The 24629-nt window shown below is 72.1% G+C and carries 16 protein-coding genes; 11 read left to right on the forward strand and 5 right to left on the reverse strand.

The genetic code is table 11. The features are described 5' to 3' along the window. Nucleotides 1–140 precede the first annotated feature (140 nt). The gene (gene glnII, locus OG444_RS12085; RefSeq protein ID WP_327262164.1) at nt 141–1160 is read left to right on the forward strand and encodes a glutamine synthetase; all 1020 of its coding nucleotides are present in this window, start codon (nt 141–143) and stop codon (nt 1158–1160) included. A gap of 524 nt (nt 1161–1684) precedes the next feature. Beyond that, a complete protein-coding gene (locus OG444_RS12090) occupies nt 1685–2293 on the forward strand; it encodes a winged helix-turn-helix domain-containing protein (RefSeq protein ID WP_327262165.1) in 609 nt (202 codons plus the stop codon). Nucleotides 2294–2357: 64 nt separating this feature from the next. On the opposite strand, the gene OG444_RS12095 is transcribed toward OG444_RS12090, so the two are convergent. Beyond that, nucleotides 2358–3890, reverse strand: coding sequence for a PepSY-associated TM helix domain-containing protein (locus OG444_RS12095; protein WP_327262166.1), 1533 nt, complete (start codon nt 3888–3890; stop codon nt 2358–2360). Between the two features lie 63 nt (nt 3891–3953). Continuing rightward, complete coding sequence (locus tag OG444_RS12100; RefSeq protein ID WP_327262167.1) at nt 3954–4661, reverse strand: hypothetical protein; 708 nt, start codon at nt 4659–4661, stop codon at nt 3954–3956. A gap of 84 nt (nt 4662–4745) precedes the next feature. Between OG444_RS12100 and OG444_RS12105 the strand changes: the two genes are divergently transcribed. From OG444_RS12105 to OG444_RS12115, 3 genes are all read left to right on the forward strand, one after another. Beyond that, nucleotides 4746–5333 carry a rhomboid-like protein gene (locus tag OG444_RS12105; protein WP_327262168.1) on the forward strand — a complete coding sequence of 196 codons (588 nt, stop codon included), beginning with the start codon at nt 4746–4748 and terminating at the stop codon, nt 5331–5333. A 164-nt stretch (nt 5334–5497) separates the two neighbouring features. Beyond that, on the forward strand, nt 5498–6292 hold the full coding sequence (locus OG444_RS12110; RefSeq protein ID WP_327262169.1) for a tyrosine-protein phosphatase: 795 nt from the start codon (nt 5498–5500) through the stop codon (nt 6290–6292). Between the two features lie 131 nt (nt 6293–6423). Continuing rightward, nucleotides 6424–8334 (forward strand): hypothetical protein, encoded by a 1911-nt coding sequence (locus tag OG444_RS12115; protein WP_327262170.1) that lies wholly within the window; start codon nt 6424–6426, stop codon nt 8332–8334. Nucleotides 8335–8389: 55 nt separating this feature from the next. Here OG444_RS12115 and OG444_RS12120 read toward each other — a convergent pair whose 3' ends face one another. Continuing rightward, nucleotides 8390–9643, reverse strand: coding sequence for an NAD(P)/FAD-dependent oxidoreductase (locus OG444_RS12120; RefSeq protein WP_327262171.1), 1254 nt, complete (start codon nt 9641–9643; stop codon nt 8390–8392). A gap of 574 nt (nt 9644–10217) precedes the next feature. Here OG444_RS12120 and OG444_RS12125 point away from each other — a divergent pair. From OG444_RS12125 to OG444_RS12145, 5 genes are all read left to right on the forward strand, one after another. Beyond that, nucleotides 10218–11642, forward strand: a complete 1425-nt coding sequence (locus OG444_RS12125; protein WP_327262172.1) for a hypothetical protein — start codon at nt 10218–10220, stop codon at nt 11640–11642. A 104-nt stretch (nt 11643–11746) separates the two neighbouring features. Then, a complete protein-coding gene (locus OG444_RS12130) occupies nt 11747–12643 on the forward strand; it encodes a metal-dependent hydrolase (RefSeq protein WP_327262173.1) in 897 nt (298 codons plus the stop codon). Continuing rightward, complete coding sequence (locus tag OG444_RS12135; protein ID WP_327262174.1) at nt 12640–13686, forward strand: PDR/VanB family oxidoreductase; 1047 nt, start codon at nt 12640–12642, stop codon at nt 13684–13686. Before OG444_RS12130 ends, OG444_RS12135 begins: the two co-directional genes overlap by 4 nt. A 23-nt stretch (nt 13687–13709) precedes the next feature. Beyond that, a complete protein-coding gene (locus OG444_RS12140; RefSeq protein ID WP_327262175.1) occupies nt 13710–14438 on the forward strand; it encodes a TetR/AcrR family transcriptional regulator in 729 nt (242 codons plus the stop codon). 96 nt (nt 14439–14534) lie between these two features. Further along, the gene (locus OG444_RS12145; RefSeq protein WP_327262176.1) at nt 14535–15071 is read left to right on the forward strand and encodes a GNAT family N-acetyltransferase; all 537 of its coding nucleotides are present in this window, start codon (nt 14535–14537) and stop codon (nt 15069–15071) included. On the opposite strand, the gene pulA is transcribed toward OG444_RS12145, so the two are convergent. Then, complete coding sequence (gene pulA, locus OG444_RS12150; RefSeq protein ID WP_327262177.1) at nt 15058–20403, reverse strand: pullulanase-type alpha-1,6-glucosidase; 5346 nt, start codon at nt 20401–20403, stop codon at nt 15058–15060. The genes OG444_RS12145 and pulA overlap by 14 nt on opposite strands. Before the next feature lie 94 nt (nt 20404–20497). Next, nucleotides 20498–22210, reverse strand: coding sequence for a carbohydrate-binding module family 20 domain-containing protein (locus OG444_RS12155; RefSeq protein WP_327262178.1), 1713 nt, complete (start codon nt 22208–22210; stop codon nt 20498–20500). 486 nt (nt 22211–22696) lie between these two features. Here OG444_RS12155 and OG444_RS12160 point away from each other — a divergent pair, with 486 nt between their 5' ends. Beyond that, on the forward strand, nt 22697–24601 hold the full coding sequence (locus OG444_RS12160) for a multicopper oxidase family protein (protein WP_327262179.1): 1905 nt from the start codon (nt 22697–22699) through the stop codon (nt 24599–24601). Nucleotides 24602–24629 lie beyond the last annotated feature (28 nt).

A 24629-nucleotide genomic window follows, 5' to 3' on the forward strand; every position in this document is an offset into this window, starting at 1 on the left:
CCGACCTGCGGCGCAAACCTCGGTAACACGGGGTTCACACACGGGCAACGGAAGAGAAATCGCGGGCGGGCACGCTGCGGTCATCACCGCAGCGATGAAGCAGCGACCAGCAGCACCCGCAGAGTCTGAGGATGGGGCCCGTGAGCTACAAGGCTGAGTACATCTGGATCGACGGCACCGAGCCGACGGCGAAGCTTCGCTCCAAGACGAAGATCCTCGGAGACGGCGACGCGCTGCCGATCTGGGGCTTCGACGGATCGAGCACGAACCAGGCCGAGGGCCACGCCTCCGACCGGGTGCTCAACCCGGTCTTCTCCTGCCCGGACCCGATCCGCGGCGGCGACAACGTCCTCGTCCTGTGCGAGGTCCTGAACATCGACATGACGCCGCACGAGTCGAACACCCGCGCGCTGCTGCGTCCGGTCGCCGAGAAGTACGCCGGCCAGGAGCCGATCTTCGGCATCGAGCAGGAGTACACCTTCTTCGACGGCATCCGCCCGCTCGGCTTCCCGGTGGGTGGCTTCCCGGCCGCGCAGGGCGGCTACTACTGCGGTGTCGGCTCGGACGAGATCTTCGGCCGCGACATCGTCGAGAAGCACCTGGACCACTGCCTGGCTGCCGGTCTGAGCATCTCCGGCATCAACGCCGAGGTCATGCCCGGCCAGTGGGAGTTCCAGGTCGGCCCGGTGGGTCCGCTGGAGGTCTCCGACCAGCTGTGGATCGCGCGCTGGCTGCTCTACCGCACCGCCGAGGACTTCAACGTCTCCGCGACGCTGAACCCGAAGCCGGTCAAGGGCGACTGGAACGGCGCGGGCGCGCACACCAACTTCTCCACGAAGGCGATGCGCGAGGACTACCGCGCGATCATCACCGCGTGCGAGTCGCTGGGCGAGGGCAGCAAGCCGCTCGACCACGTGAAGAACTACGGCGCCGGCATCGACGAGCGTCTGACGGGTCTGCACGAGACCGCCCCCTGGAACGAGTTCAGCTACGGCGTCTCGGACCGCGGCGCGTCGGTCCGCATCCCGTGGCAGGTGGAGAAGGACGGCAAGGGCTACATCGAGGACCGCCGCCCGAACGCGAACGTGGACCCGTATGTCGTGACCCGCCTCATCACGGACACCTGCTGCACGAGCCTGGAGAAGGAGGGCCTGGTCTAGGACCCGGCCCCGCACAGCCGGAACCGCATCCGGCCGATGACCAGCTACGCCCGCCGCGCCCCCCGGGGCCGGCGGGCGTTGTGCGTGGCTGCGGCACGACGGCGGCGACGCCCGCCAGTTGGAGAAGGGCCGGGCAATCGGGCCCCCGGGGTGGCAGCCCGGGTGCGGGCACAGGGGGCGTTGCGGTTTGTCCTGGATTGACAGGGGGGTGGGCTCGGAATGTGAGATTTCGATCCATGAGGTGAGACGGGGCCTGCCCCGGAGGGGCGGCATCTGCTTGAATGGGGCCATGGCCAGCCATTCGCACACCTCGTCAGGTCGCAGCGACCTCGAGCCTTTCTGGCCGTCCCGTCAGGATCACGATTACGACCGGGAGTGTTGCCGCGCGAAGAACGCGCCGGCCCTCTAAAGCCTCCGGGATCACCCATCCGACCTTTCCCGAGGCCTTCGGTCTGCGCGGTATCGACATCGACGACGTACGCACGTCTCCCTGCCGACCACTCGCGTGAAAGAGCTGACCACTCATGGCGAACACTCGCTCCCTCTCCTCCGCCGCCACCGCTGCGACCGCCTCCCTGACCTATCCCCCCAGTCCGCGCCACCGGCTCCGTTCCGTTGACCGGGACGAAGTGGCCCGAGTCGTGGACTTCCTCCCGCCGGGGGCCACCTGGCTGCCCGCGCCCCAGCACACCCTGCCGACGCTGCCGGGCCAGCCGCCGATGATCGGCTACCTGGTTCTCGTACCGGCCGACCAGCAGCCCCCGGTCGCCTTCGCCCCGCAGGCGGTGGCCGCCGCCGTCCCGACCACACCCGCCGCACCCACCCAGGCTCCGGCCCCGGCCGGTCCGGGTGACGGGCTGGTCCGCATCGACTCGGCGCAGCGCACCGCGCAGGTCGACGGCCGGGTGCTCGACCTGACGTACCTGGAGTTCGAGCTGCTGGCCCACCTGGTGCAGCACCCGCACCGGGTGCACAGCCGGGACCAGCTGGTCACCACGGTCTGGGGCTACGGCCACGTCGGCGACGGCCGGACCGTGGACGTCCACATCGCCCGCCTGCGCCGCAAGCTGGGCGCGTCCCACCGCTCCGCGATCCAGACCGTGCGCCGGGTCGGCTACAAGTACGCGCCCTGACCGGCCGGTTGACCCGAAAACGACGGCGGGCCCGTACTCCCCCGGGGAGTACGGGCCCGCTTCGCTACGCGGCCTTGGCCCGGCGGCCCGCGACGAAGCCCAGCAGGACGTCGATCGCGAGGAAGACGACCAGGCTGATTCCGAGCAGCGGAATGAACCAGCCGGTCAGGGCGGTCACCGCGGCCAGCGGCAGCAGCGCGGTCACCGGCAGCCTGCGCCAGGCGCCGCGCGGCTGCGGACGGCCGGCGGACAGCTTGCGGTCCTTGGTCGGACGGCGCAGCCACCACATGCGGTAGCCCCAGAAGACCAGGAACATCACGGCTATGGCGAGCGCGGCCAGCGCGAGCTGGTTGGCGAGCCCGAAGGTCGTGCCCATGTGCAGGTCGATACCGAAGCGGGTCATCTGGGCGAGCACGGGATAGTCTCCGAAGCGCAGTTCGTCCATGACCCGGGCGTCCGCGGGGTCGACGGACACCGCGTCCAGGTGCACCGGCACCAGCTTGTCCTGCTCCTTGATGACGTACCCGTTGCCCTTGGCGGGCAGGGTCACGCGCAGCGCCTCGGTGACCCCGGCGTCCCGGGCGGCGTCCACGGCCCTGTCGAGACCGACGTCGGCGGTGGGCGCGGGCGGCGGGGTCATCTGCGTGCCGTCGGGCATGGTGTGCCCGGCGTGCTCGCCGGAGCCGGTGTCCGCCCCGGAGCCCAGCTTCGCGGAGACGGCGGGGGTGGCCCCGCCGAGCTTGTCCTGGAGCTGCCCGATGTTCTCACCGGCGTACTGGGACCAGGTCAGACCGGTGGCGGACAGTACGACGAGTCCCGCGACGGCCCACAGACCGACGGCGCCGTGCCAGGACAGGGTCCGGCGGCGGCCGGTGGCCTTGCGGTCCGGGAGGACGAGCTGCGCACGGCTCTTGCGGCGGCGGCCTGCCCACAGGGCGAGGCCGCCGAGCGCGACGACCCACATCCAGCTCGCGGCGAGCTCGCTGTAGTTCCGGCCGAACTCGCCGAGCTGGAGGCTGGAGTGGAACTCGCTGAGCCAGGCCCGCAGCGGCAGCGCGTCGCCGACGGTGGCGAGCTGCCCGCGCACCTCGGCCGTATACGGGTCGACGAAGACGGTGAGGGTCTCGCCCTCGGGGAGGCCCGGGGCCTCCATGATCACCCGGGTGGTGGCCTCGGTGTCGGGGGCGGGCCACACGGACACGACCCGGCCCTCGGGGGCGGCGCCCTTGGCCGCGTTCACCTGGGAGCTGAGCGGCAGGACGCTCTCGCCGACGCGGGCGACGGTGAGCTCGTCCGAGTAGATGATCTTCTCGGCCTGCCAGGAGGCGGCGTAGAGCAGCCCGGTGGCGGCGGCGAGGAAGAGCAGCGGGGCGATGAGCAGGCCGGCGTAGAAGTGCATGCGCAGGAGCAGCGGGCGCACGGCGGCCCAGTTGCCGCCGCGGCTGTTGGCCGCCGCGGCCGGTTCGGTCGCCTCGGCCGGTTCGGTCACACCGGCCGGTTCGGTCGCCTCGGCCGGCTGGGTCGTATCGGCGGATTGGGTCGTATCTGCCGGTTCGGCGTCCGGGGTGCGGACGTCCTTAACCTCGTCAAGAGACATGGGGATCCTAGGTGTTGGCGAAGACATGGGGAGTCGGCCCCGGTCGTCGCCGCTTCGCCAGGGTCAGGCGTGGGCAGGGCGGCCGGGGGCCGTGAAGTTCAGGAGCGGACGGCGTCCGGGCGGTCCGCGGCGCACCACGGCATGGGCGTGCACGGCTCCGCGCAGGCGGCGCGGCCGTTCGCAGGGGGCCGGGAAGGCGGGCGGTGCCGGTACGGCGGCCACTCGGGCCCGGACCAGGGCGAGCGCGCGGGCGAGCGGGCGGGCCGCGTGCAGTGCGGCGGCGGCCAGGACGCGGGCCAGCCGGAAGACGGCGGCCTCGCCGCGCGCGAGCCAGGCGGCGCAGAGCAGCCCGGCGAGCACGTGCGCGGCGAACATTCCGGCGCCGCCGTGACCGGCCGCGCCCGTCACACCGGCCAAGTCGGCCATGACTGCCATGTCGGCCGTTCCGGTGACTTCGGCAGCCAGCGCGCCCGCCTCCGCGGCGGGCATGTGCTGGTGCCCCGGCATAGGGGCGGAAGCGCTGAAGGGCTCGGCGGAGGCGCCGGTCCCCGAGAAGACGAGGTGCAGCACGCCCTGCACGGCGAGCACCGAGACCGTGATGCCCACGGGTCCGCGGCGCCGTCCGGCGGCGAGCCACGCGAACCCGGAAGTCACCCCGAAAGCACCCAGAAGGCCGTAGAGGGGAATATCCGTTCCGGACATGTACGAATGCCCCACCGCGCCCAGGGCGACGCACATCGCCGCGAAGGTCGCGGCTCGCGTGGCGCGCATCGGCGCGAAGGATTCGAACATGGCCGGGACATGTTCGCACGGGGCCCCTTGGTTTCCGCCAGAGGCTTATCCGATCATGAGTGGATGAACGCAATTCCGTGGGGAGCGGTGTACGCCGCCGGGGTCCAGCTCGGGGCGTACGCCCTGGAGCGCACGGGAACGGCCGAGCGGGAACGGCTGCTCCGGGACTGCTCGACGAATGTCGACAATCTCGCCGCCGGCCGTTGGGAGACGCTGCTGAGCAGCGCTTTCCTCGTCGAGGAGCCCATGCCGCTGCCCTACGCGCTGCTGCTGGTCGCGGTGCTCGGATACGCCGAGTACGCCTACGGGGCCTGGTGGGCGGCCGCGGTGTTCCTGTTCGGGCACGCCTCGGCGACCCTCCTCGTCTACGGCGCCCTGCGCAGGACGACCGATCCGCAGACCCGGCGCTCGCTGGACGTGGGGACGAGCTACGGGTTCAACGCCGTGCTCGGCGCGCTGACCTCGGCCCTTCCGCGCGGGGCGGTCCGCACGGCCGCCCGGGTGGGGCTGCTGGCCCTCGCGGCGGCCCCGGTGGTCCGGCGCGGGCGGAACTTCACGGACGCCGGACACCTGGCCGCCCTCGGAGTGGGCGTGGGGGTCTCGCTGGCCTTCGATTGCCTTTCCGGGGCGAAGCATCAGAAAATTGCATGAACCGGAACACGGTCGCCGTGCAACCGACTGACCTCCCGGCCCGACCCGCCGGCCTGGCCCCCGGCCCGACCGCGGACCGGACCACCGCCACACCACCGCTGGACCACCGCATGGCAGTACCGCCTCATGACACGAGTAACTCGCACCTCGCTGGAGCCGCCACGATGACCGCCACCCCGTCCACCACCGTCGCCAATCTCCGCGACCTCGGCGGCACCCCGCTCCCCGGCGGCCGCACCGTCCGCCCCGGCCTGATCCTGCGCTCCGGCCAGCTGGACCGGCTCGACCTCGACGCCGACCCGGTGGTGGCCGCGCTCGGCCTGCGCACCGTCATCGACTTCCGCACCGACGCCGAGCGCGCCGACCACCCCGACCGGATACCCGCCGGGGCCCGGGTCCTGGTCGGCGACGTGCTCGCCGACAAGCTGAACTCCGCCAGGGTGCCGGCCGCGGTGCAGCTCAAGGACCTGCTGTCCGACCCGGCCGTGGCCGAGGAACACCTGGGCGGCGGGCGGGCTCAGGCGCTGTTCGCCGACACCTACCGGTCCTTCGTGAACTCCGGCTCCGCGCAGGCCGCGTACCGGATGCTGCTGACGGAGGCCGCCGACGCCGGATCGGGCCCGCTGCTGTTCCACTGCACGGCCGGCAAGGACCGTACGGGCTGGGGCGCGACGGTCATCCTGGCGCTGCTGGGCGCGGACGACGAGACGCTGATGGCGGAGTACCTGTCCGTCAACCCGGCGGTCAAGCAGGCCTTCGCCCCGATGATCGAGGGCTTCACGGTGGCCGGCGGCGACCCGGACATCGCGCTCGCGCTGATCGGGGTCTTCCCCTCCTACCTGCGGGCGGCGCTGGACGAGGTCGAGACGCGCTACGGCTCGATGGAGAAGTACGTGCGCGAGGGACTCGGCGTCGGCGACGAGACGGTCGAGGCGCTGCGCGCCCGTCTGGCGCTCTGACCCCGAAGCCTTCCTGACGCCGGGATACCGGAGGCCGGGGCACGGGACGCCAGGGCACCGCTGACCGGTGACCATCCGACGATTCGCTCGTTCTGCTGAACGTGACTGCGCCGGATACCGCCACCCGCTCCATGCCTCCCGTGTCTCCCGTGCCTCCGGACGTCGAGCAGGCCGAGGCCGCCATCGTCGAGCACTACCCCCGGCTGGTGCGGCTCGCCTATCTCGTGCTGCCCCCCTCGCTCGGCCGCAACCGGCGGGTGCTCACCGCGCACTCGCTGGTCCAGCGGGCGCTGCCGCGCGGGCGGCGGGACTCGGCGGCCGCCGCGGCCGCCGTGCAGGGCGGGGTTCCGGGGCAGCGGGGCGGCCCGGACGACTCCGGGTACGCGTACATCCGGCTGCGGGTCCTGCGCGCCGCCCTGGAGGCGGGTATTCCGCTGACGTTCCGGGCGCTGCCCCGGCGGGCGCAGCTCCCGCCGCTGCTCCCCCAGGTGTGGGGGCTGCGGCTGTTCCCCCGCTCGGGCGGGGCCGAGGAGCTCGCCCTCGACCAGTGGCTGGCCACCCTCGACGGGCCCGGCCGGGCGGCCTGCGTACTGCGGGCCCTGGAACGGCTGCCCGAGTCGGACGTGCTCCGGGTGCTCGACGAGGCCGGGGTCCCGGACCCGGCCGCCGCGGTCGCCGAGTCCGGGGATCCGGCGAACGACGCCCTGTTCGCCTCCCCCGAGTTCGACCCGTGCGTGCTCCAGGCCCGGCCCACCGACCTGCTGCGGCGGCGCCGTCTCGGGCGGGCCGCCCTGGCAGCCGGGGCCGCCCTCGCCGTGTGCGGGGCGCTGCTCGCGCTGCCGGGCGGGGGCTGGGGGTCGGACGGGGCCGCCGCCCCGCTGTACTCGCGCAACGCGGCGGCCGAGCAGGCCCTGGATCCCGGGAAGCTGGTCCGGGCCGCGCCCGCCCTCTGGCGCGCCTCGTCCCGTACGGACTTCTCGACGTGGCCCGCCCGCGGCGACCGCGCCGCCGACACGGAGCTGCTGCGCCGGGCGCTGGCCGTCTGGGCCCGGCCCGGCCCCTCGGTGGTCACCTCGGCCACTCCTGGCACGCCCTCCGGACCGCCGATGGGGCCGGCGCAGCTGCTGTTCGCGGGAGCCGTGGACCAGGCCGTCGTGGTCCTGATGTACGACGGCCTGCGCGTGGTCCGCTACGCCGAGCCGCGGACCGGGACGGCGGGCGCCGCCCTCGACTTCGCCCGGACCGACGGCGCCTCCGCGGACACCGCGACCGCGCTGGTGCTCAGCCGGGTCGACGGCAACGTCCGCTACCTCACCGCGCCGTGGGTCACCGGCGTGGCCGTGCGGGACCTGATCAAGCCGGCCGCTGCGGCGGTGGTGCTGAAGCCCGCTCCGGACGGGGTGACGCCGCCGGTGGCGAGCCCGGCCCCGGCGGGCAGCTGCACGAGCTGGAACGCCCTGGCCCTGACCGGTGACGGCGCCACCCGGCTGATCACCGACCTCGGTGAACTGACCCCGGCCCGGCTGACGTCGGGCGCGCCGGGCGCGGAGCGCAATGTGACGGAGGCCGCCGAGCTCGGGGACTGGTCGAGGATCGCCTGCCTGCTGCCGGCGGTCCGCTCGCACGGGGTCCGTACGGTCAACGCCTGGACGTACGCGAAGCAGCCGCTGCCGGAGGGCGACGGGACGGCGGCCTGGCTGTGCACGCGCGCCGAGACCTGGCAGGGCGCGGCGGACCGGGTGCAGGCGCAGTTCCTGGCCCCGGGCGCCCCGATGGCGGCGCAGGCTGCCAGGTCAGAGGGCTCGGCCGCGTGCGGGCCGCGGGAGCCGCGGGTGCTGGCGGGCGTGCTGTGGAAGTCGCGTGCGGGCCAGTGGTACGTACTGGCGGCGGGCAGCGCGCAGTTCGCGTCGTTGTCGGTGTCGGGCGGCGGGGTGAACGGTTCGGCGAACGGCAACCGGCTGGCGGTGAAGGCACCGGCCGGCGCGCAGGTCGACCTGTCGGGCAGGCTGACGGACGGGACGAAGGCGGGCGTGCTGCGCTAGGAGTTGTCGTCAAAGTGTCACGCCCACGTCAGGAGCGATGCCTGGACGTGGCCGTTCACGCCACGCCATTGCGCCGCAGGTCGTGCAGTACCTCGCGGGCGGCCCGCGCACCGGAGGCCAGCGCACCCTGGGTCGAACCGGTGGCCCGGTGGTCGCCGCACACGTAGCGGCCCGGCGCCACGCGCGTGGTACGGGTCAGCGGCTGCGGCGGAGCCATGACGGGCAGCGCGTCCTCGATGGTGCGGACGGTGACGAGGTCCCAGCCGTCCGTGCCCGTGCCGTACGCCTCCGCGAGGGCCGTTCGGAGCTCGCGCTCACGGCCCTGCCGGTCCCGGCCGGTGACCGACGTGGCGATGAGGGCGTGGCCGGGTGGGGCGTAGCCGGGCGCGACGTCGCTCAGGACACAGGTGTTGAGGAAGCGGCGGCGGGCATCCACGAGCAGGGTCGGCTCGCCGATGGGGGACCGCGGAGCGACGTGGTAGTACGTCGTCACCATGCGGTAGGCGGGCAGGGTCACCTCGGGAAGCAGTGCCGGGACGGCCCCCGGTCCGGTGGCGACCACGACGGCGAGCGCCGGGATCTCCCGTCCCTCGGTGGTGAGCACACCGTCGGCCGTGAGCTCGGCCACCGGGGCCTCGAGCTGCACGGCACCCTCTGGCAGGCCGGTGGCGAGGGCCTGCGGGACCGCCCCGATGCCCTCGGCCGGCAGGCAGATGGTTCCGCGCAGCATGCTCCGCCAGACCATGTGGAACACCCGGGCTGAAGTCTCCAGTTCGTCCTCCAGGAAGACCCCCGCCACGAAGGGGCGGAAAAACCGCTCGACGAACGCTTCGGAGATCCCGGCGTCGGCGAACGCGGTGCGGGCGGTGGTGTCCGGCCGCCGTTTGAGCCGAGCAGGGGGCAGCAGCATGTCACGAGCAGACAGCAGGCCGAGGGCGGCCAGGTCGCGACGGCCGGCGAGGCGCCCCGAGAGCAGATCGGGCAGCGTGCGCGGGCGACGGGTGGGATCGTTGAAGCTGAGCCTGCCGGTCGGAGTGTGAACGAGGAAGCCTGGCGTGAAGGGCCGAAGGCGGAGCTTCTTCAGGTCGAACCTGCGCCTGACCTGGGGGTAGGCGGTGTTGAACACCTGGAACCCGCGGTCCACGAGGAAGCCGTCGACCCGGTCCGAGCGCATGCGTCCGCCGACCGCGTCGCCGGCCTCCATCACCCGTACGCGCATGCCGGCCGCCAGCAGGTCCCGGGCGCACGCCAACCCGGCGACTCCGGCACCGACGACCAGCACGTCCGCCGCGTCGAGGCCTGAGGACATACGACCACCTCTCTCACGTGTCGCTTCGATGCGGCCCGTGCCGCTCGTTCACTGTGTGCCGCGTACGACCCCGACACACAGGCGACACCGCCCGGAGGCTCGACGGCCGCCCGTCCGGGTGTGTCCCTGTGCGTGTGCGGGTACGGGACGGACGGCCGTCGCCGACTTCCTGCGCGCCTCCGGCACGGGCAACCGACCAGCGTCGCACACCCCCGTCGGCCACGTCGGGATGGACGGTGGTGCCGGCCGCCGAGGTGGTGCCTGCGGCATCGACCGCAGCGTCCACGAGCGCCGCAACGTCGTCGAACGGTGCTTCAACCGCCACTCGGGAGCCCCGACAACGCAGGCAGGCGCGGTGCCGGGCAGCGGGGGCCGGGGGCACCTCCCAGCGGTAGCTGGGGGAACAAGATCCGGAAGAGACGGCCCAGGGGTGGGTGAAGCTTCAACAGTGGGGCAACGCAGGGCAGTTGGCGGGATCCGGACATGACGGTCGCAGGGGACACATGGCATGATCGGGTTCCGGTTACCAAGCGGTAACCGCCAACACCCCTCCCCCACCTGAAGGTCACCCCACGTGCGCACGCTCGCCCGACGCCTCCTCATACCCGGCCTGACCGCCCTCGCGCTCACCGCCACCGGCTGCTCCTCCTCCCCCCACACCGGCGCCGCCGGGTCCACCTCCCCCGCCACCCGCACGCCCGCGGCCGACGGCACGTCGCAGCAGCTCGACGTGGCCGCGGCGCCCGAGGGGTCGCCCACCCCGGCGGCCGTGGCACGCGCCGACGGGAAGGGCCGGACCGAGAAGTCCACCCTGAAGGTCGCCTCCTACGACAAGGCCAGCGGCCGGGCCGTCATCGCCAAGGCCGCTCAGGAGCCCGGCCGTTCGCCCTCCCCGGGCAAGCCCCCCGACAAGTCGCCCGGAAAGTCGCCCGAGGCGGACAAGCCCGTCGCCGTGGGCGACGTCATCGCCAGCGCACCGGCGCCCGGCGCCCCCGCCGGTCTGCTCGCCAAGGTCACCGAGGTCGTCGGCAAGACCGACAAGGGCACCGAGGTCAAGACCGCCTCCACCACGCTGGCTTCCGTCCTGGGCGACGACAAGGCCGACGGCAAGGTCCCCGTCGATCCGGCGGCGGTCACCGTCGAGCCCCTGATGAAGGGCGTCACCTTCTCCTGGGCCAAGGGTCAGGGCCTGACGTTCGGCCCCGAGGGCGCGAAGCTGCCGCTCGGCAACCTGCGGCTCGACGTGAACGCCGCCGTCGACACCGCCCCGGGTGCCCCCGCCTCGGCCGGCGCCTCGGTGTCCGGGTTCGTCCAGCTCGCCCCGCAGGTCGAGTTCGCGTACGACGGCGGCCCGGGCGGGACTCCCGGGCCGCGCGGCGCCTTCCTCGGCATGAGCGGCGACTGGTCCTCGCAGTGGAAGCTCCAGGGCCGCGCCGCCGCCAGTACGGGAGCGCCCAAGCGGATCCCCTTCGCCAAGCTGCACAGCTCCCCGGTCATCCAGGTCGGCCCGGTGCCGGTCGTCGTCAACCTCGACCTGACCTGCTACATCCAGGTGGAGGCCGACGGCAGCGTGACCCTCGAGGTCCAGCAGGACGTCAAGGGCGACTTCAAGGTCGGCGGCAGCTACGCCGCGGGCAAGGGCTGGACCCCGGTGAGCACCTCCAACGTGCAGAGCACGCCCGTGCGGGCGAGCGTCACCGCCGCCGGGCGGGTCAAGGGCGCGCTCGGCGCCGAGGCCTCCGTCGGCCTCTACGGGGCCGTCGGCGTGACCGCTGACTTCGCCCCGTACCTGCGCGGCGAGGCCGACCTCAAGGCGGCCGCGTCCAGTGACGGCAAGACCTCCGTCGAGGGTGCCTGGGCGCTCTACGGCGGCTTCGACCTGAGCGGGAACCTCCAGCTCCAGCTGTCCCTGTTCGGCACGCCCCTCTTCGAGCGCCGCATCCCCCTGGGCACGCTCAACCGCGAGTGGGCGCTCTCGACCGGCCACACCGGCCGGTAAGGGCCAACGGCCGGCCCACGACGGGCCCACGGCCGACACCGGCCGGGAGGAGAAGTCCGCGCAAGGGGCTTCTCCTCCCACTTACCCATCAGTACATTGACGCCATGTCTAATACGCCGCTCGCGCCCGCCCCCGTGGCGTCGGAACACGTGGACCTGAGGCCCCGGAACGTGTCCTTCGGCTGGGAGGACACCCCGCTCCACTGGCTCCCCGGCGACCCCTTCGCCGGGCACATGATCAATGTGCTGCACCTGCTCCTCCCTGCCGGAGAGCGCTGGTTCGTGCACGTCTACAAGCAGGTGCTCCCCCACATCAAGGACGAGCGGCTGCGGGCGGACGTCGTCGGCTTCATCGGCCAGGAGGCGATGCACGCCACCGCGCACGACGACGTGCTCCCCCACCTCAAGCGGCTCGGGCTCGACCCGACCCCCTACACCGCCCAGGTGGACTGGCTGTTCGAGAAGCTGCTCGGCGACCGGACCCTGCCGCCGGGCCGGGCCCGCCACTGGTGGCTGATGGAACGGGTCGCGATGATCGCGGCGATCGAGCACTACACCGCCTTCCTGGGCGACTGGGTGCTCAACGCCGACGCGCTCGACCGGCGCGGCGCCGACCCGACCATGCTGGACCTGCTGCGCTGGCACGGCGCGGAGGAGGTCGAGCACCGCTCGGTGGCCTTCGACCTCTTCATGCACGTGGACGGCAACTACCGCCGCCGGGCGCGGACCTGGGCGACCGCCTTCTCGGCCCTGGTCTTCCTGTGGCAGCGCGGGGTCCGCTTCTTCATGGAGAACGACCCGCACCTGGCCGACGGCAAGGCCTCCCTCGGGCAGTTCTTCCTGGCCGGGCAGCAGGGCGTGCTCCCGTCGACGGGAGCGATGCTGAAGTCCATCCCGAAGTACCTCTCCCGTACCTACCACCCCTCGCAGGAGGGCTCGACGGCCCAGGCGGTGGCCTACCTCGCCGCCTCCCCCGGCGCGAACGGCGGGGTGCGGGCATGAGGCGCGCGCTCGCCGTCACGGCCGTCGCGGGAGCGGCCTGGGTGACCAGGCGCGCCCTGCGGCGCCGCATCGAACGGTCCCCGCTCTGGCCCCTGCCGGCCCTGGAGACCCCGGTCTCGGGCCACTCTCCGCGCCGTGCGCTGCGCGCCCTGATCGTCTCCCGTACGGAGCCGGCCCGCGGCGTGCTGCAGCTGACCCTGGAGTCACCGGACCTCCCGGCGTGGTCCCCGGGCGCGCACGTGGACGTCACCCTGCCCTCCGGCCTGGTCCGCCAGTACTCGCTGTGCGGGGACCCGGCGGACGGCGGCCGGTACACGATCGCGATCCGGCTGATCGAGGACGGCCGGGGCGGCTCCCGCGAGGCGCACGCGCAGCTGGTCGAGGGCGCCGAGCTGGAGCTGCGCCCGCCGCGCAACCGCTTCGAGCTGGTTCCGGCGGCCTCGTACGTCTTCGTCGCGGGCGGCATCGGGATCACCCCGATCCTGCCGATGCTGCGGGCCGCGACGGCGGCCGGTGCCGACTGGACCCTCCTCTACGGGGGCCGCTCGCGCGCCTCGATGCCCTTCCTGGCCGACCTCGCGGCCTACGGGGAGCGGGTGTCGGTCCTCGCCGAGGACGAGTCGGGCCTGCCCGACCTGGCCGCGGTCGCCGGGGCGGGGCCGGGCACGCCGGTCTACTGCTGCGGTCCGGAGCCGCTGATGCGGGCCGTGACGGAGGCGGCCCCGGATCCGGCGGCGGTGCACCTGGAGCGCTTCTCCCCGGCGGCGGAGCCCGGTCCGGGGAGGGCGTTCACGGTCGAACTGCGCCGCTCGGGACGGGTCGTCGAGGTGGCGGCGGACGAGAGCGCGCTGGCCGCGGTGCGCCGGGAGCTGCCGGACACCCCGTACTCCTGCGAGCAGGGATTCTGCGGTACCTGCCAACACCGGGTGCTGGCGGGCGGAGTGGACCACCGGGACGAACTGCTCACGGACCAGGAGCGCGAGGACTCGATGCTGCTGTGCGTCTCGCGCGCGAAGGAGGACCGCCTCGTCCTGGACCTGTGAACGCGCCCCAGTAGGGTGTCCGCATGACAACCGGAGTGCGACGCAGGATGGGTGTCGAGGAGCGGCGGCAGCAGCTGATCGGGGTTGCCCTGGAGCTGTTCAGCCACCGCTCGCCCGACGATGTGTCGATCGACGAGATCGCGGCGGCCGCGGGGATATCCCGGCCGCTCGTCTACCACTACTTCCCGGGCAAGCTGAGCCTGTACGAGGCCGCGCTGCGGCGGGCGGCCGACGAGCTGGCGCTGCGGTTCGTGGAGCCGCGGGAGGGGCCGCTCGGGGCCCGGCTGCTGCGTGTGATGGGGCGGTTCTTCGACTTCGTCGACGACCACGGGCCGGGCTTCTCGGCGCTGATGCGCGGCGGTCCGGCCGTCGGCAGCAGCCGGACGAACGCGATGATCGACGAGGTCCGGCAGGCGGCGTACGAGCAGATCCTCACGCATCTGGGCATCGGGCCCGAGCACACGCCGGCCCGCCTGGAACTCGTGGTGCGGTCCTGGGTGTCGCTCGCCGAGTCCACGGCGCTGATCTGGCTGGACGGGCGCCGGATCCCGCGGGCCGAGCTGGAGTTGCAGCTGGTGCACGACTTCGCGGCGCTGGCCGCCGTGAGCGCCGCGTACGACGCGGAGATGGCGGGGGTCCTCGTACGGATCCTGGCCGACGAGCCCGCCGACGGGCCCTTCGGGGAGCTGGTGGGGCGGCTGGCCGGTCTGGTGCCGGGCGAGGCGCCGGCCGAGGTGCCGCAGCCGCACTGATCCGAGGGGATCACAGGTGATCAGGGGATGATCTGCGGGCGATCCGGGGGTGATCCGGGGGTGTGGCGGCCGCCCATGATCATCGATAATGCCCGCGTGATCATTGACGACGAGATCCTGTTCCGGCCGGCCCAGGAGAAGGACGCCGGCACGCTGGTGCAGCTGTACGACCAGGCCGCCCGGTGGATGCGCAAGCACGGGATCGATCAGTGGAAGCCCGGCGACAAGGACGCCGCGCACTTCCGGTCGAAGATGCGCGAGGGCGAGGTGTGGCTCGCCGGCGACGCCGACGGGCGCGTCTGCGGGGCCTACGAGTTGTGGTGGTCCGACGAGGAGGCCTGGGGGGTCCAGCCGCCCGTGGCCGGCTATGTGCACCGGCTGATGGTGGCCCGCGAGGTGGCCCCCGCCGGTGCCGGGCGGCGCCTGCTCGAACATGCGGAGCGGCGTACCGCCCGGACCGGTCGGGAACGGGCACGGCTGGACTGCGTCTCCACCAACCCCCGGCTGCTCGCGTACTACCGGGGTGCGGGCTACCGGGTGGTCGGGGAGCTCCCCGACAAGCAGGGGAAGGACGGCAGGACCTACGGGGTGATCCTGCTGGAGAAGCGGCTGGACCGGCTCAGCGCCGTGTGAAGACCGAGACGGTGCGGGCGGGGACGGTGAACTCTCCTGTCTTCGCGTCGTACGCGGACTGCTTGACGGTGGCGTCGGAGCCCGCCGCCTGGACCGGGTGCAGCCGGTAGGCGGTGCCGTCGAGGGCGGGAACGCGCTGGGCCGAGGCGGTGGGGGCCGCGTTGAAGACGACCACCAGGTCGCCCAGGGTCATGGTGATCACGCCCGGGGTCTCGTCCTTGCCCGAGAGGGGGAAGGCCAGCCGGGACTGGACCGCCTCGGTCGTGGTGAGGGCGAAGTCCGGTTCGGTGGTGCGGATCCTCAGCAGGTCGCGGTAGGCGGCCGAGGTGGCGTTGATCTCGGTGCAGGTGGGCGCGGGTCCCGTCAGGAGCGGCTTCGCGTGGAGCCACTTCGAGGCGTTGTCGGCGGCCGGGGGCAGGCCGCGGCCGAAGCCGTTGCCGTCCCGGCAGTCCCAGTGGATGGCGTTGAACCAGTCGCCGCTGTCGTAGGAGTTGCGGTCCAGGGACTTGGAGCGGAGCAGGTCGGTGCCCGCCTGGGAGAGGGCCGGGCCCTGCGAGAGGGCGGCCGTCGCCATCGCCAGGACCTGCATGCGGGCCTGGTCGCGAGGGGTGGTGCCGGTCGCGAGCTTGTAGGTCAGGGCGTCGGCGAGGCTCTCGTTGTCGTGGGCGTCGGCGTAGGCGAGGGCGTCGCCGGGTGCGGCCGCGTAGCCGGCCGGGGCGCCGTTGTAGTCCAGCTCGGAGCCCTTGATGCGGCGGCCGGCGGTGTCGGTGAAGGCGTACGAGGCGAGGTTGCCGGAGAGCCCGACCTTGATCAGGTCCTGGGAGTGCAGGAGGCGGGCCTTCTGCTGCTCGGCGGTGCCGTTCGCGGGCGAGGTGTTCGGGCTGGTGAACAGGCCCGACGCGAAGCCCTGTACGCGCGGGTCCTCGTCGAAGGGGCCACCGCCGCGGACGGCGTCGCGGGCCCGGTCGGAGAAGGTGGCGATGCCGGTGCCGGCCATGTTCTTCTGCGTGGCCTGTACGAAGCGGGCGTCGTCGGCGATCTCGCCGAAGTTCCAGCCCTCCCCGTAGAGGACGATCTTCTTCCCGTCGACCCCGTCCTTGGCCGGGGTCAGGGCGTCGAGGGCCTGGCGGACGGCCAGGATGTTGGCCTTCGGGTGGTGGCCCATCAGGTCGAAGCGGAAGCCGTCGACCTTGTACTCCTTCGCCCAGGTGACGATCGAGTCCACGACCAGGCGCCCCATCATGGCGTTCTCGGGGGCGGTGTTGGCGCAGCAGGTGGAGGTGGCGACGCTGCCGTCGGCCAGCAGGCGCTGGTAGTAGCCGGGGACGATGCGGTCCAGGACGGACTTGTCCGACTGGCCGGCGGCGACGGTGTGGTTGTAGACGACGTCCATCACCGTGCGCAGCCCGGACCCGTTGAGGGACTGGACCATCCTGCGGAACTCGACGGTGCGGGCCGTGCCGTTCGGGTCACTGGCGTAGCTGCCCTCGGGGACGGTGTAGTGCAGCGGGTCGTAGCCCCAGTTGTAGGCGTCCGTCGCGGCCGCGGCGGCCACGCACGCCTGCTGTTCCTGCGAGTCCGGGGCGTACACCTTCAGGTCGCAGGCGGGCTCGGTGCGGTCGGCGGCCTTCTCGGGGATGGTGCCGATGTCGAAGGCCGGGAGGAGGTGGACGTACGAGGTTCCGGCGGCGGCCAGGTCCCGCAGGTGCCGCGTGCCCGCCGAGGCGGTGTCGGTGAAGGCCAGGTACTGGCCGGGGTGGGTGCTGGTGCGGTCCGCGACGGAGAAGTCGCGGATGTGCAGCTCCTGGATCTGCGCGGAGGTGAAGGGGACGGCCGCGGGCTTGCGCAGGGTCTTCCAGCCGGGCGGGGCGAGCTTCGGGTCGGCCAGGTCGACGACCAGGCTGTGGACGGAATCGGCGGTCAGGGCGGTGGAGTAGGGGTCGGTGACGAGGTTCCGGACCACCTGGCGGGTGGTCGGGGCCCAGACGGTGACGTCGAAGCGGTACGGCTTGCCGGTCCAGGAGCGTTCGCCGCGCACCGACCAGACGCCGGTGGCGTCGTCGCGGCGCATGGCGACGGTGCGGCCGTCGAGTTCGAGGGAGACCTGCTGGGCGGTGGGGGCCCAGACGGAGAGGGTGGGGCGGCCGTCCTTGAAGACGGGGCCGAGGGAGGCGGTGGTCGCGTGCAGGTCGTCGAGGACGCCGGCGAGCTGTACGCCGGTGGCGGCCAGGACGGCCCCGCCCGCGGCGCGGGCGCTCGCGACGAGCTGGCCGCGCAGGGCCTCGCGGACGCGGTCGCGGTCGCGCGGGTCGACCGTGTACGCGCCGTAGGCGGCGAGGTGCGGGAACTTCTGCTTCTGGGCGGCGGTGAGCTCGGTCCGGGCGCCCAGGCGCAGCCACTGGGCGCGGCCGGTCAGGGTGCCGTTCTCCGCCTTGACGGCGCCTTCGCGCGAGGCGAGGAGCTGTACGGAGGCGGCTGTCGCGGGTGCGTTCCAGGCGAGGGTGTCGCGGTCGATCCAGACGGCCTGGGACTTGGTGAGGTCCAGGGCGGCGGCGGAGCCGGCGGGCTGCGGGAGGAGGTACTTCTCCTGGCCGCCGAGCATCCAGACCTCGTGGCCGGTGGCCTTGAGGTCGAGGGACTGGTCGGAGGGGAGGTCCTTCTCGTCGCCCTTGTGGAGGATGTAGCTGAGGCCGGTGGCGCCGGCCGCGAGCGGGACCTCGTAGACCGCGCCGTAGGAGTCGGTGCGGGTGGGGAGGACGGGCTTGGACCAGTCGGTGGGGTTCGCGGCGCCGGTCCAGACGTGCAGGCCCCAGCCGTCGTAGGCGCCGTCGGGGCGCTGGTAGTGCAGGACGGCCTTGTTCTGGTCCTGCGGCGGGTAGGAGGGGCGGTCGGTGCGGGCGGGCTCCTTGCCCTGCTCCAGCCAGATCTCGCCGGTCTTCGTCACGTCGACGGTGCGGTCGGCGGCGACGTCCTTGTTGCCGTCCTTGTCGATGACGAGGTAGCCGACGGAGGAGGCACCGGGCTTGAGCTTGACGTACGCGAAGGCGCCGTAGGCGTCGCGGCCGGTGAAGTCGTGGCCGGCGGGCCAGGGGGTGGCTTCGCCGTCGGCGATGTCGCCCCAGGCATAGAGCCGCCAGTTCGTGTAGTCGCCGTCGGGGCGGTTGTAGTGGACGACCGCGTAGTCCCGCTGGGTGGCGGTGGGTACCTCGGTGGGCGGGGCCTGGCCGGCGGCGGACTCGGCGAGGGCGCTCGCGGTGCGGCCTGCGGCGTCGATGACGACGGCCTTGTAGCGCAGGGCGGTGCCGGCCGGGGCGGTGACGTGCTGGGTGACCTTGTAGGGGGCGTGGTCGGCGGAGCCGAGGACCTGCCACTTGTCGGTGCCGGTCTGGGCGGCGAAGACGACCCGGTTCTGGCCGCCGCCGGTGACGTCGGCGGAGAGCTCGACGGTGCCGGTGGCTCCGGGGGCGGGGGCCTTGAGGGTGAGGCCGGGCTTGACGGCCGGCTTGGCGGTGGGCGTCACAGCCTGGAGGACCACGGAGCCGAGGGCCGGCACGGGGACGGTGAGCTTGCCGGCGGCGGAGGCGCGGATGAGCGCGGTGCCGCCGTGGAGGGTGCGGTACTGGGCGCCGGCCGGGGCGTCGATCTCGATGGTGCGGGACTCGGCGCCGTTGTTGGCGGCGACGAGGTATTCGGTGCGGGTCTTGGTGTCGGTGCGAGCGAAGGCGTAGACGGAACCGTCGGAGAAACGTTCACTCTGAACGCCGTCGCGCAGGGCGGGGTGCGCCTTCGTCAGCTTCGCGAGAGCACTGATCTGCTTGTAGAGCGGGTGTCCCGGATCGTAGGCATCGCTCCCGTGCGTGCGCACCGTTCCGAGCTGGTCGTCATCGAGGTAGTCGGCGACCTGCGTGGCGAACAGCGGCTGCCGGGCGTCCTTGTCACCGCCCGCGCCCGTGAAGCCCTGCTCGTCACCGGAGTAGATCACCGGGTTGCCCCGGGAGAAGAACATCAGCTCGTTGGCCAGCCGGTAGCGGTCCAGCAGCTCCTGCTCCGTGGCACCCGGCCGGTCCTGCTTCAGGAAGGCGGCGAAGCGGCCCATGTCGTGGTTGCCGAGGAAGGTCACCTGCTCGTAGGCGTTGGCCTTGCCGGAGGTGTACCGGTAGTCGTCACCGAGTACGGAGGCCAGCCGGCCGGCGGGCGCGCCCTGGGAGGCGTACGCCCGGATCGCGTCCTGGAGCGGGAAGTCGAGGGTGGCGTCGAGCTTCCCGCGCGTCACGTACGGGGAGGTGACGGCGGTGTCCGCGGAGTAGACCTCGCCGAACATGAAGAAGTCGTCGCGGCCGCGCTTGGCGGCGTAGGTGTCGAGGGCCGTCGCCCACTGCGTCCAGAACCCGGTGTCGACGTGCTTGACCGTGTCGATCCGGAAGCCGTCGATGTCGAAGTCGCGGACCCACTTCTCGTAGATCTTCTCCATCCCGTCGACCACCTCGGGACGCTCGGTCCACAGGTCGTCGAGACCGAAGAAGTCGCCCTGGTCGGAGGACTCACCGGCGAAGGTGGAGTCCCCGCGGTTGTGGTACATCGTCGGGTCGTTCAGCCAGCCCGGCACCTTGAGGTTCTTCTTCGCGTCCGGCACGAAGGGAGTCCTCGGGAAGGACTCGCCGTCCACCTTCGGGAACTTCCCCTTCCCGCCCGCGTAGTCGGCGTCGTCGAACGGCACGCCGTCCTTCGTCAGATAGGGGAACGCCCCCTTCGACAGGTAGGAGTAGGAGGCCTCCCCGTAGTCCACGACATCGGCGGTGTGGTTGGTGATGACGTCGAAGAAGACCTTCATCCCCTTCCCGTGCGCCTTGTCGATCAGCCGCTCCAGGTCCGCGTTGGTGCCGAAGTGCGGGTCGACCTGGGTGAAGTCGGTGATCCAGTAGCCGTGGTAGCCGGCGGAGACATCGGCCCCCTTGCCCTGCACCGGCTGGTTCTTGAAGATCGGCGCCAGCCAGATGGCCGTGGTGCCGAGCCCCTTGATGTAGTCGAGCCGGTCGGTGAGCCCCTTGAGGTCGCCGCCCTGGTAGAAGCCCTTGTCCGTGGGGTCCAGGCCGGTCTCCAGGCGCGAGCCGGTCAGGCCGCCCCGGTCGTTGCGCGGGTCACCGTTCGCGAACCGGTCCGGGAGTACGAAGTAGAACTGCTCCCTGGTCAGGTCGTGCCGGGCCGGTTCGGCGGCCAGTTTCGCGTCCGAGGGCGGGGAGGGCGGCCCGGCCGGGGCGGCCGCGGCGGGGAGGGCGGGCAGGAGCGTCACGGCCAGGGCGGCGGCGAGCACTCCTGCGGCAGGGCGTATCAAGGCAGGTCTCCTTGTGTACGTGTCGCATGGATGAGGGCCGCCCGGCGCGGCGGGGATGAAGGTGCCGGACGGCCCTGGTCGGTGGAGCGGCGGCTCAGCTGCGCCAGGTGTCGGTCAGCGTGACCCTGCCGCTCGCGGGGACGGTGGCGGTGCGGTTGGCGCCGCTCTCCCAGGTGACGTTTCCGGCGGCGTCCTTGCGGACGTACTTGTACGAGAACGCGGTCCCGGCCGGAAGGCTCACGTCGAGCTTCCAGACGGGGTAGGCCGCCGGGTCGAGCTTGAGGGCGCTCCCGGTGTTCCAGCCGCCGAGCTCGGCGCGGTCACCGGTGACGTAGATGTTCTGCCCGGGAACGGTGGTCGCGCTCACACCGAAGGAGGCTCCGGCGGGCCCCGCCGGGGTGCCCGGGCAGGTGCGGGCACCGGCGTGCAGGGCGAGGGCCGTCCCGGCGCCGAGGGTGGCGGTGAACTGCCCGCCGGCGTTGACGGTGACGGTCCGCCCGCTCTGCACGTCGCAGTAGTCGCCGCCCGGCAGCGAGGTCTGGAAGGTCCGGGTCAGGGCGGAACCCTCGTGGTTGATCGCCACGTACGCCTTGGTGCCGCGCCCGAAGGCGATCCGGTCGCCGCCGTTGTCCCACCAGTTCGTGACGGACTGCCCGCGGGCGGCGTTGCGGAAGCCGACCATGGAGGAGATCTCCCGCCAGGCGTGCTGGCACTTCCAGCCGTCGGAGTAACAGGCGTTCACCGTGCCGCCGTTCGGCGGGCCTGCGTCCTTGTCGCTCCACTCGTAGCCGGAGTGCACGTCGGGCGAGCCGTAGGGCCAGGCCAGCGCGAAGACGCTGGCCAGCGTGTAGGCGGACCCGTCCTTGTAGCTGAGGGTGTCGCCACCGCGCTCGGTGTCGTGGTTGTCGACGAAGACCCCGGCCTGTCCGCCGGGCATGTAGCCCCAGGCCTCGCCGAAGTTCTTCAGGTGGGCGAGGTTCTCGCTCTGGAAGACGCGCTTGAGGTCGCGGGCGTACCGGAACTCCTGCACGTCCCCGTTCCCCAGGTACTCGCTCGGCGAGACGGCCTCGCCCGCCCCGTATATCGCCTCCTGCTTCCAGTACACGCCGGGGTTGGTCAGCCGGGACTTGATGTTGGCGAGGTCGCCGGCGGGCATGTGCTTGGCGGCGTCGATCCGGAAGCCGTCCACGCCCAGCGACAGCAGGTCGTTCAGGTAGCCGGCGATGCGCCCGCGCACGTAGTCCTCACCGGTGTCCAGGTCGGCGAGCTGCACGAGTTCGCAGTTCTGGACGTTGCCCCGGTCCTGGTAGTTCGTGATCGAGGCGCGGCAGTCGTCCATGTCGGCGCCCGAATAGATCCCCGGGTACCCGTACTTCGTGTACGAAGATCCCCCGGTCCCGGTGTGGGTGGCGCCCGCGTCCGCGGGGCCGGCCATGTGGTTGACGACGGAGTCGACGACGACCTTCACACCGGCGGCGTGACAGGTGTCGACCATCGCCTTGAAGGCGGCCCGGTCACCCAGCCGTCCGGCGATCTTGTAGCTGACGGGCTGGTACGAGGTCCACCACTGGCCGCCCTGCACGTGCTCCTGCGGCGGCGAGACCTGCACGTACCCGTACCCTGCGGGCCCGAGCGAATCGGTGCAGGCCTTGGCGACGGAGTCGAAGCGCCACTCGAACAGCACGGCGGTGACGTCCTTCTCACCGGGGGGCGTGGCGACGGCCTGCGGCCCGACGGCGGTGAGCGTGGCGGCGGCGAGTGCGGTGGTGGCGAAAAATGTTGCAGCTCTGGCGGCTCTGGCAGGCATGCGGGGGGCCTCCTGGCGGAAGACGTGGGGATTGGAGCGACCGTAGGGGCCAGGTAGGAGCCCTGCAAGAGTTTGCGCAAGAGATTGCAGAATTGTTTCCGAGGCGTGTCCTGCCGGGCGGGGGCCCGGACTCCGGGTGCTGCACGGCGAGTTCGGCCTCCTGCCCCGTCCTCGCGGCCGCCCGGAGGGAGGGCGGACCGCCGTCGGCCCGACACCCCGGGGGGCGGAAACGGCCCGCACCGCACGCTCCACCGGGCGGGTCGGTTTACAGGAATTCGGACGGGCGGTAATCATTCGATGCCAATTGCTGCCCAGCCACTGGCGAGTTCAGCTCATCGAGTGGCTTTCCCGCCCGACCGGCGCGCTGCCCGACCACCTCCCGAACCGGGCCGATACCCCTGGGACATCACACGAAGCGCTGGGAGGCCAAAGACGATGGTCGCGAGAAGGAAATTCCTCATGGCCGGTGCCGCGGGAAGTGCGGCCGTGCTTTCAGGGAGTGTTGCGGGAAAGCAGGCGCATGCGGATCCGGGGCCCGGCCACGGCCATGGGACACCTGACCCGGACGCCCCGATTCCACAGACGCCGCCGCTGGAGAAGTACGTCGACCCGCTGCCCACCCCGGAGACGGCCGTTCCGGACACTTCCGCCTATCCGGGCGCCGACTACTACGAGTTCACGATGCGGCCGGGCACCTGGCGCTTCCACCGGGATCTCGGGCCAGCGGACGTGTGGGGCTACTGGGCCGAGAACCCGCACGACCGTCACCAGCCGATCGGCATGGGCTACCTCGGGCCGACCATCAGCGTGATCAAGGACCAGCCCACGGTCATCAAATACCGCAACAAGCTGCCGACCACCCATCTGTTCCAGTTCGTGATCGACAAGATTCGCAGCGGGGACCCCCAGCTCGCTCCCATCGCCCCTCCTCCCTACAAGAGCGAGCCGCCTTTCCCCGAGAACGTCAACGTGTGGAACGTCGTGCACCAGCACGGCGGATTCACGCCACCGCAGTCCGACGGAATGCCGCTTCATTCGTTCAGTCCGGACGGCATTCACGCCGAGTCCTACACCACGCTGGAACCTGACCGCGTCAAGCGCAACGAGGCCATCTGCGCCTACACGAACCACGAGCGCGCGTCCATGCTCTGGTACCACGATCACGGCATGGGGATGACCAGCGTCAACGTCTACGCGGGTCTGGCCGGCCTGTACCTCATCCGCGACCCCGCCGACGAGCGGCTGGGGCTGCCGCAGGGCGAATTCGAGGTCCCCCTCATCCTGCAGGACCGGACCTTCCACCGGGACGGCTCGCTCGCCTACACCATGACCCAGCGGGAGGGCGAGGACACCCCGGTCGTCAACGGCAAGGCGTACCCCTTCCTGGCCGTCGAGCCGCGGCGCTACCGACTGCGGATCCTCAACGCCTCGAACGAGCGCTTCTGGCGGCTGAGGATCGACCCGCCCCGGGACGTGGTGCTCCAGCCCAATCTCCCGTTCTGGCTGATCGGCACCGACGGCGGATTCCGCGCTCCGCTGCAAATGCTGAACTTCCTGATCGGGCCGGCCGAGCGGTACGACCTGATCGTCGACTTCAGCGGGATGCCCATGGGCTCGAAGTTCACGCTGACGAACTACCACGCGCCGGTGCACTATCCCGGCGTGCCCGGCCTGGGACCGGAAATCTCGGAAGTCATGCAGTTCCAGGTCACCAAGCCACTGTCCGGGGTGGACAGGACGACGCCGCCCAAGAAGCTGAGACTGCCGGTGGTCGTGCCCAACGAGCCGGAACCGGACCTCCATCGGCGGGAATGGGTCCTGTACCAGCACAAGCTCTTCAGCACCATGACGTTCAACGCGGTGCCCTTCATGGAACCGTCCCAGGACTTCGTCAAGGCGGGCACGAAGGAGATCTGGGAGTACGTCAATCCCAACCACGACGCACACCCGATGCACGTCCACCTCGTCAACTTCCAGGTGCTGAACCGGCAGCCGATCGACGCGGCCGCCTATCAGGCGGATTACGAGAAGTGGATCGACGGCGGCCGCAGAGCGGAGGACAAGCCGGTGCTGGCGAACTACTTCACCGGCCCGCCGATCCCGCCGGCCCCGGACGAGGCGCTGTCCTACAAGGACACCTTCAAGTCCTATCCGGAGACGGTGACCCGGATCGTCACCGACGTGTGGAGCCCGCCGATGGAACCGATCGCGTCGATTCCGAACAGCGCCACGGTGCTCCCCGCGACGTACGTCCACCACTGCCATCTCCTCGAGCACGAGGACGACGACCTGATGCGCCCGTTCACGATCGTCGACCCCGACGCCCCGCTCCCGGTCGAGCAGGACGGCGGCCACGGCGGGGGGAACGGCGGCGGGGGCCATGGCCGATGAGGTCGCGGCCGCTGCCGCATCGACCGCC

It is taken from the genome of Streptomyces sp. NBC_01232 (genome assembly GCF_035989885.1).
GTDB lineage: Bacteria > Actinomycetota > Actinomycetes > Streptomycetales > Streptomycetaceae > Streptomyces.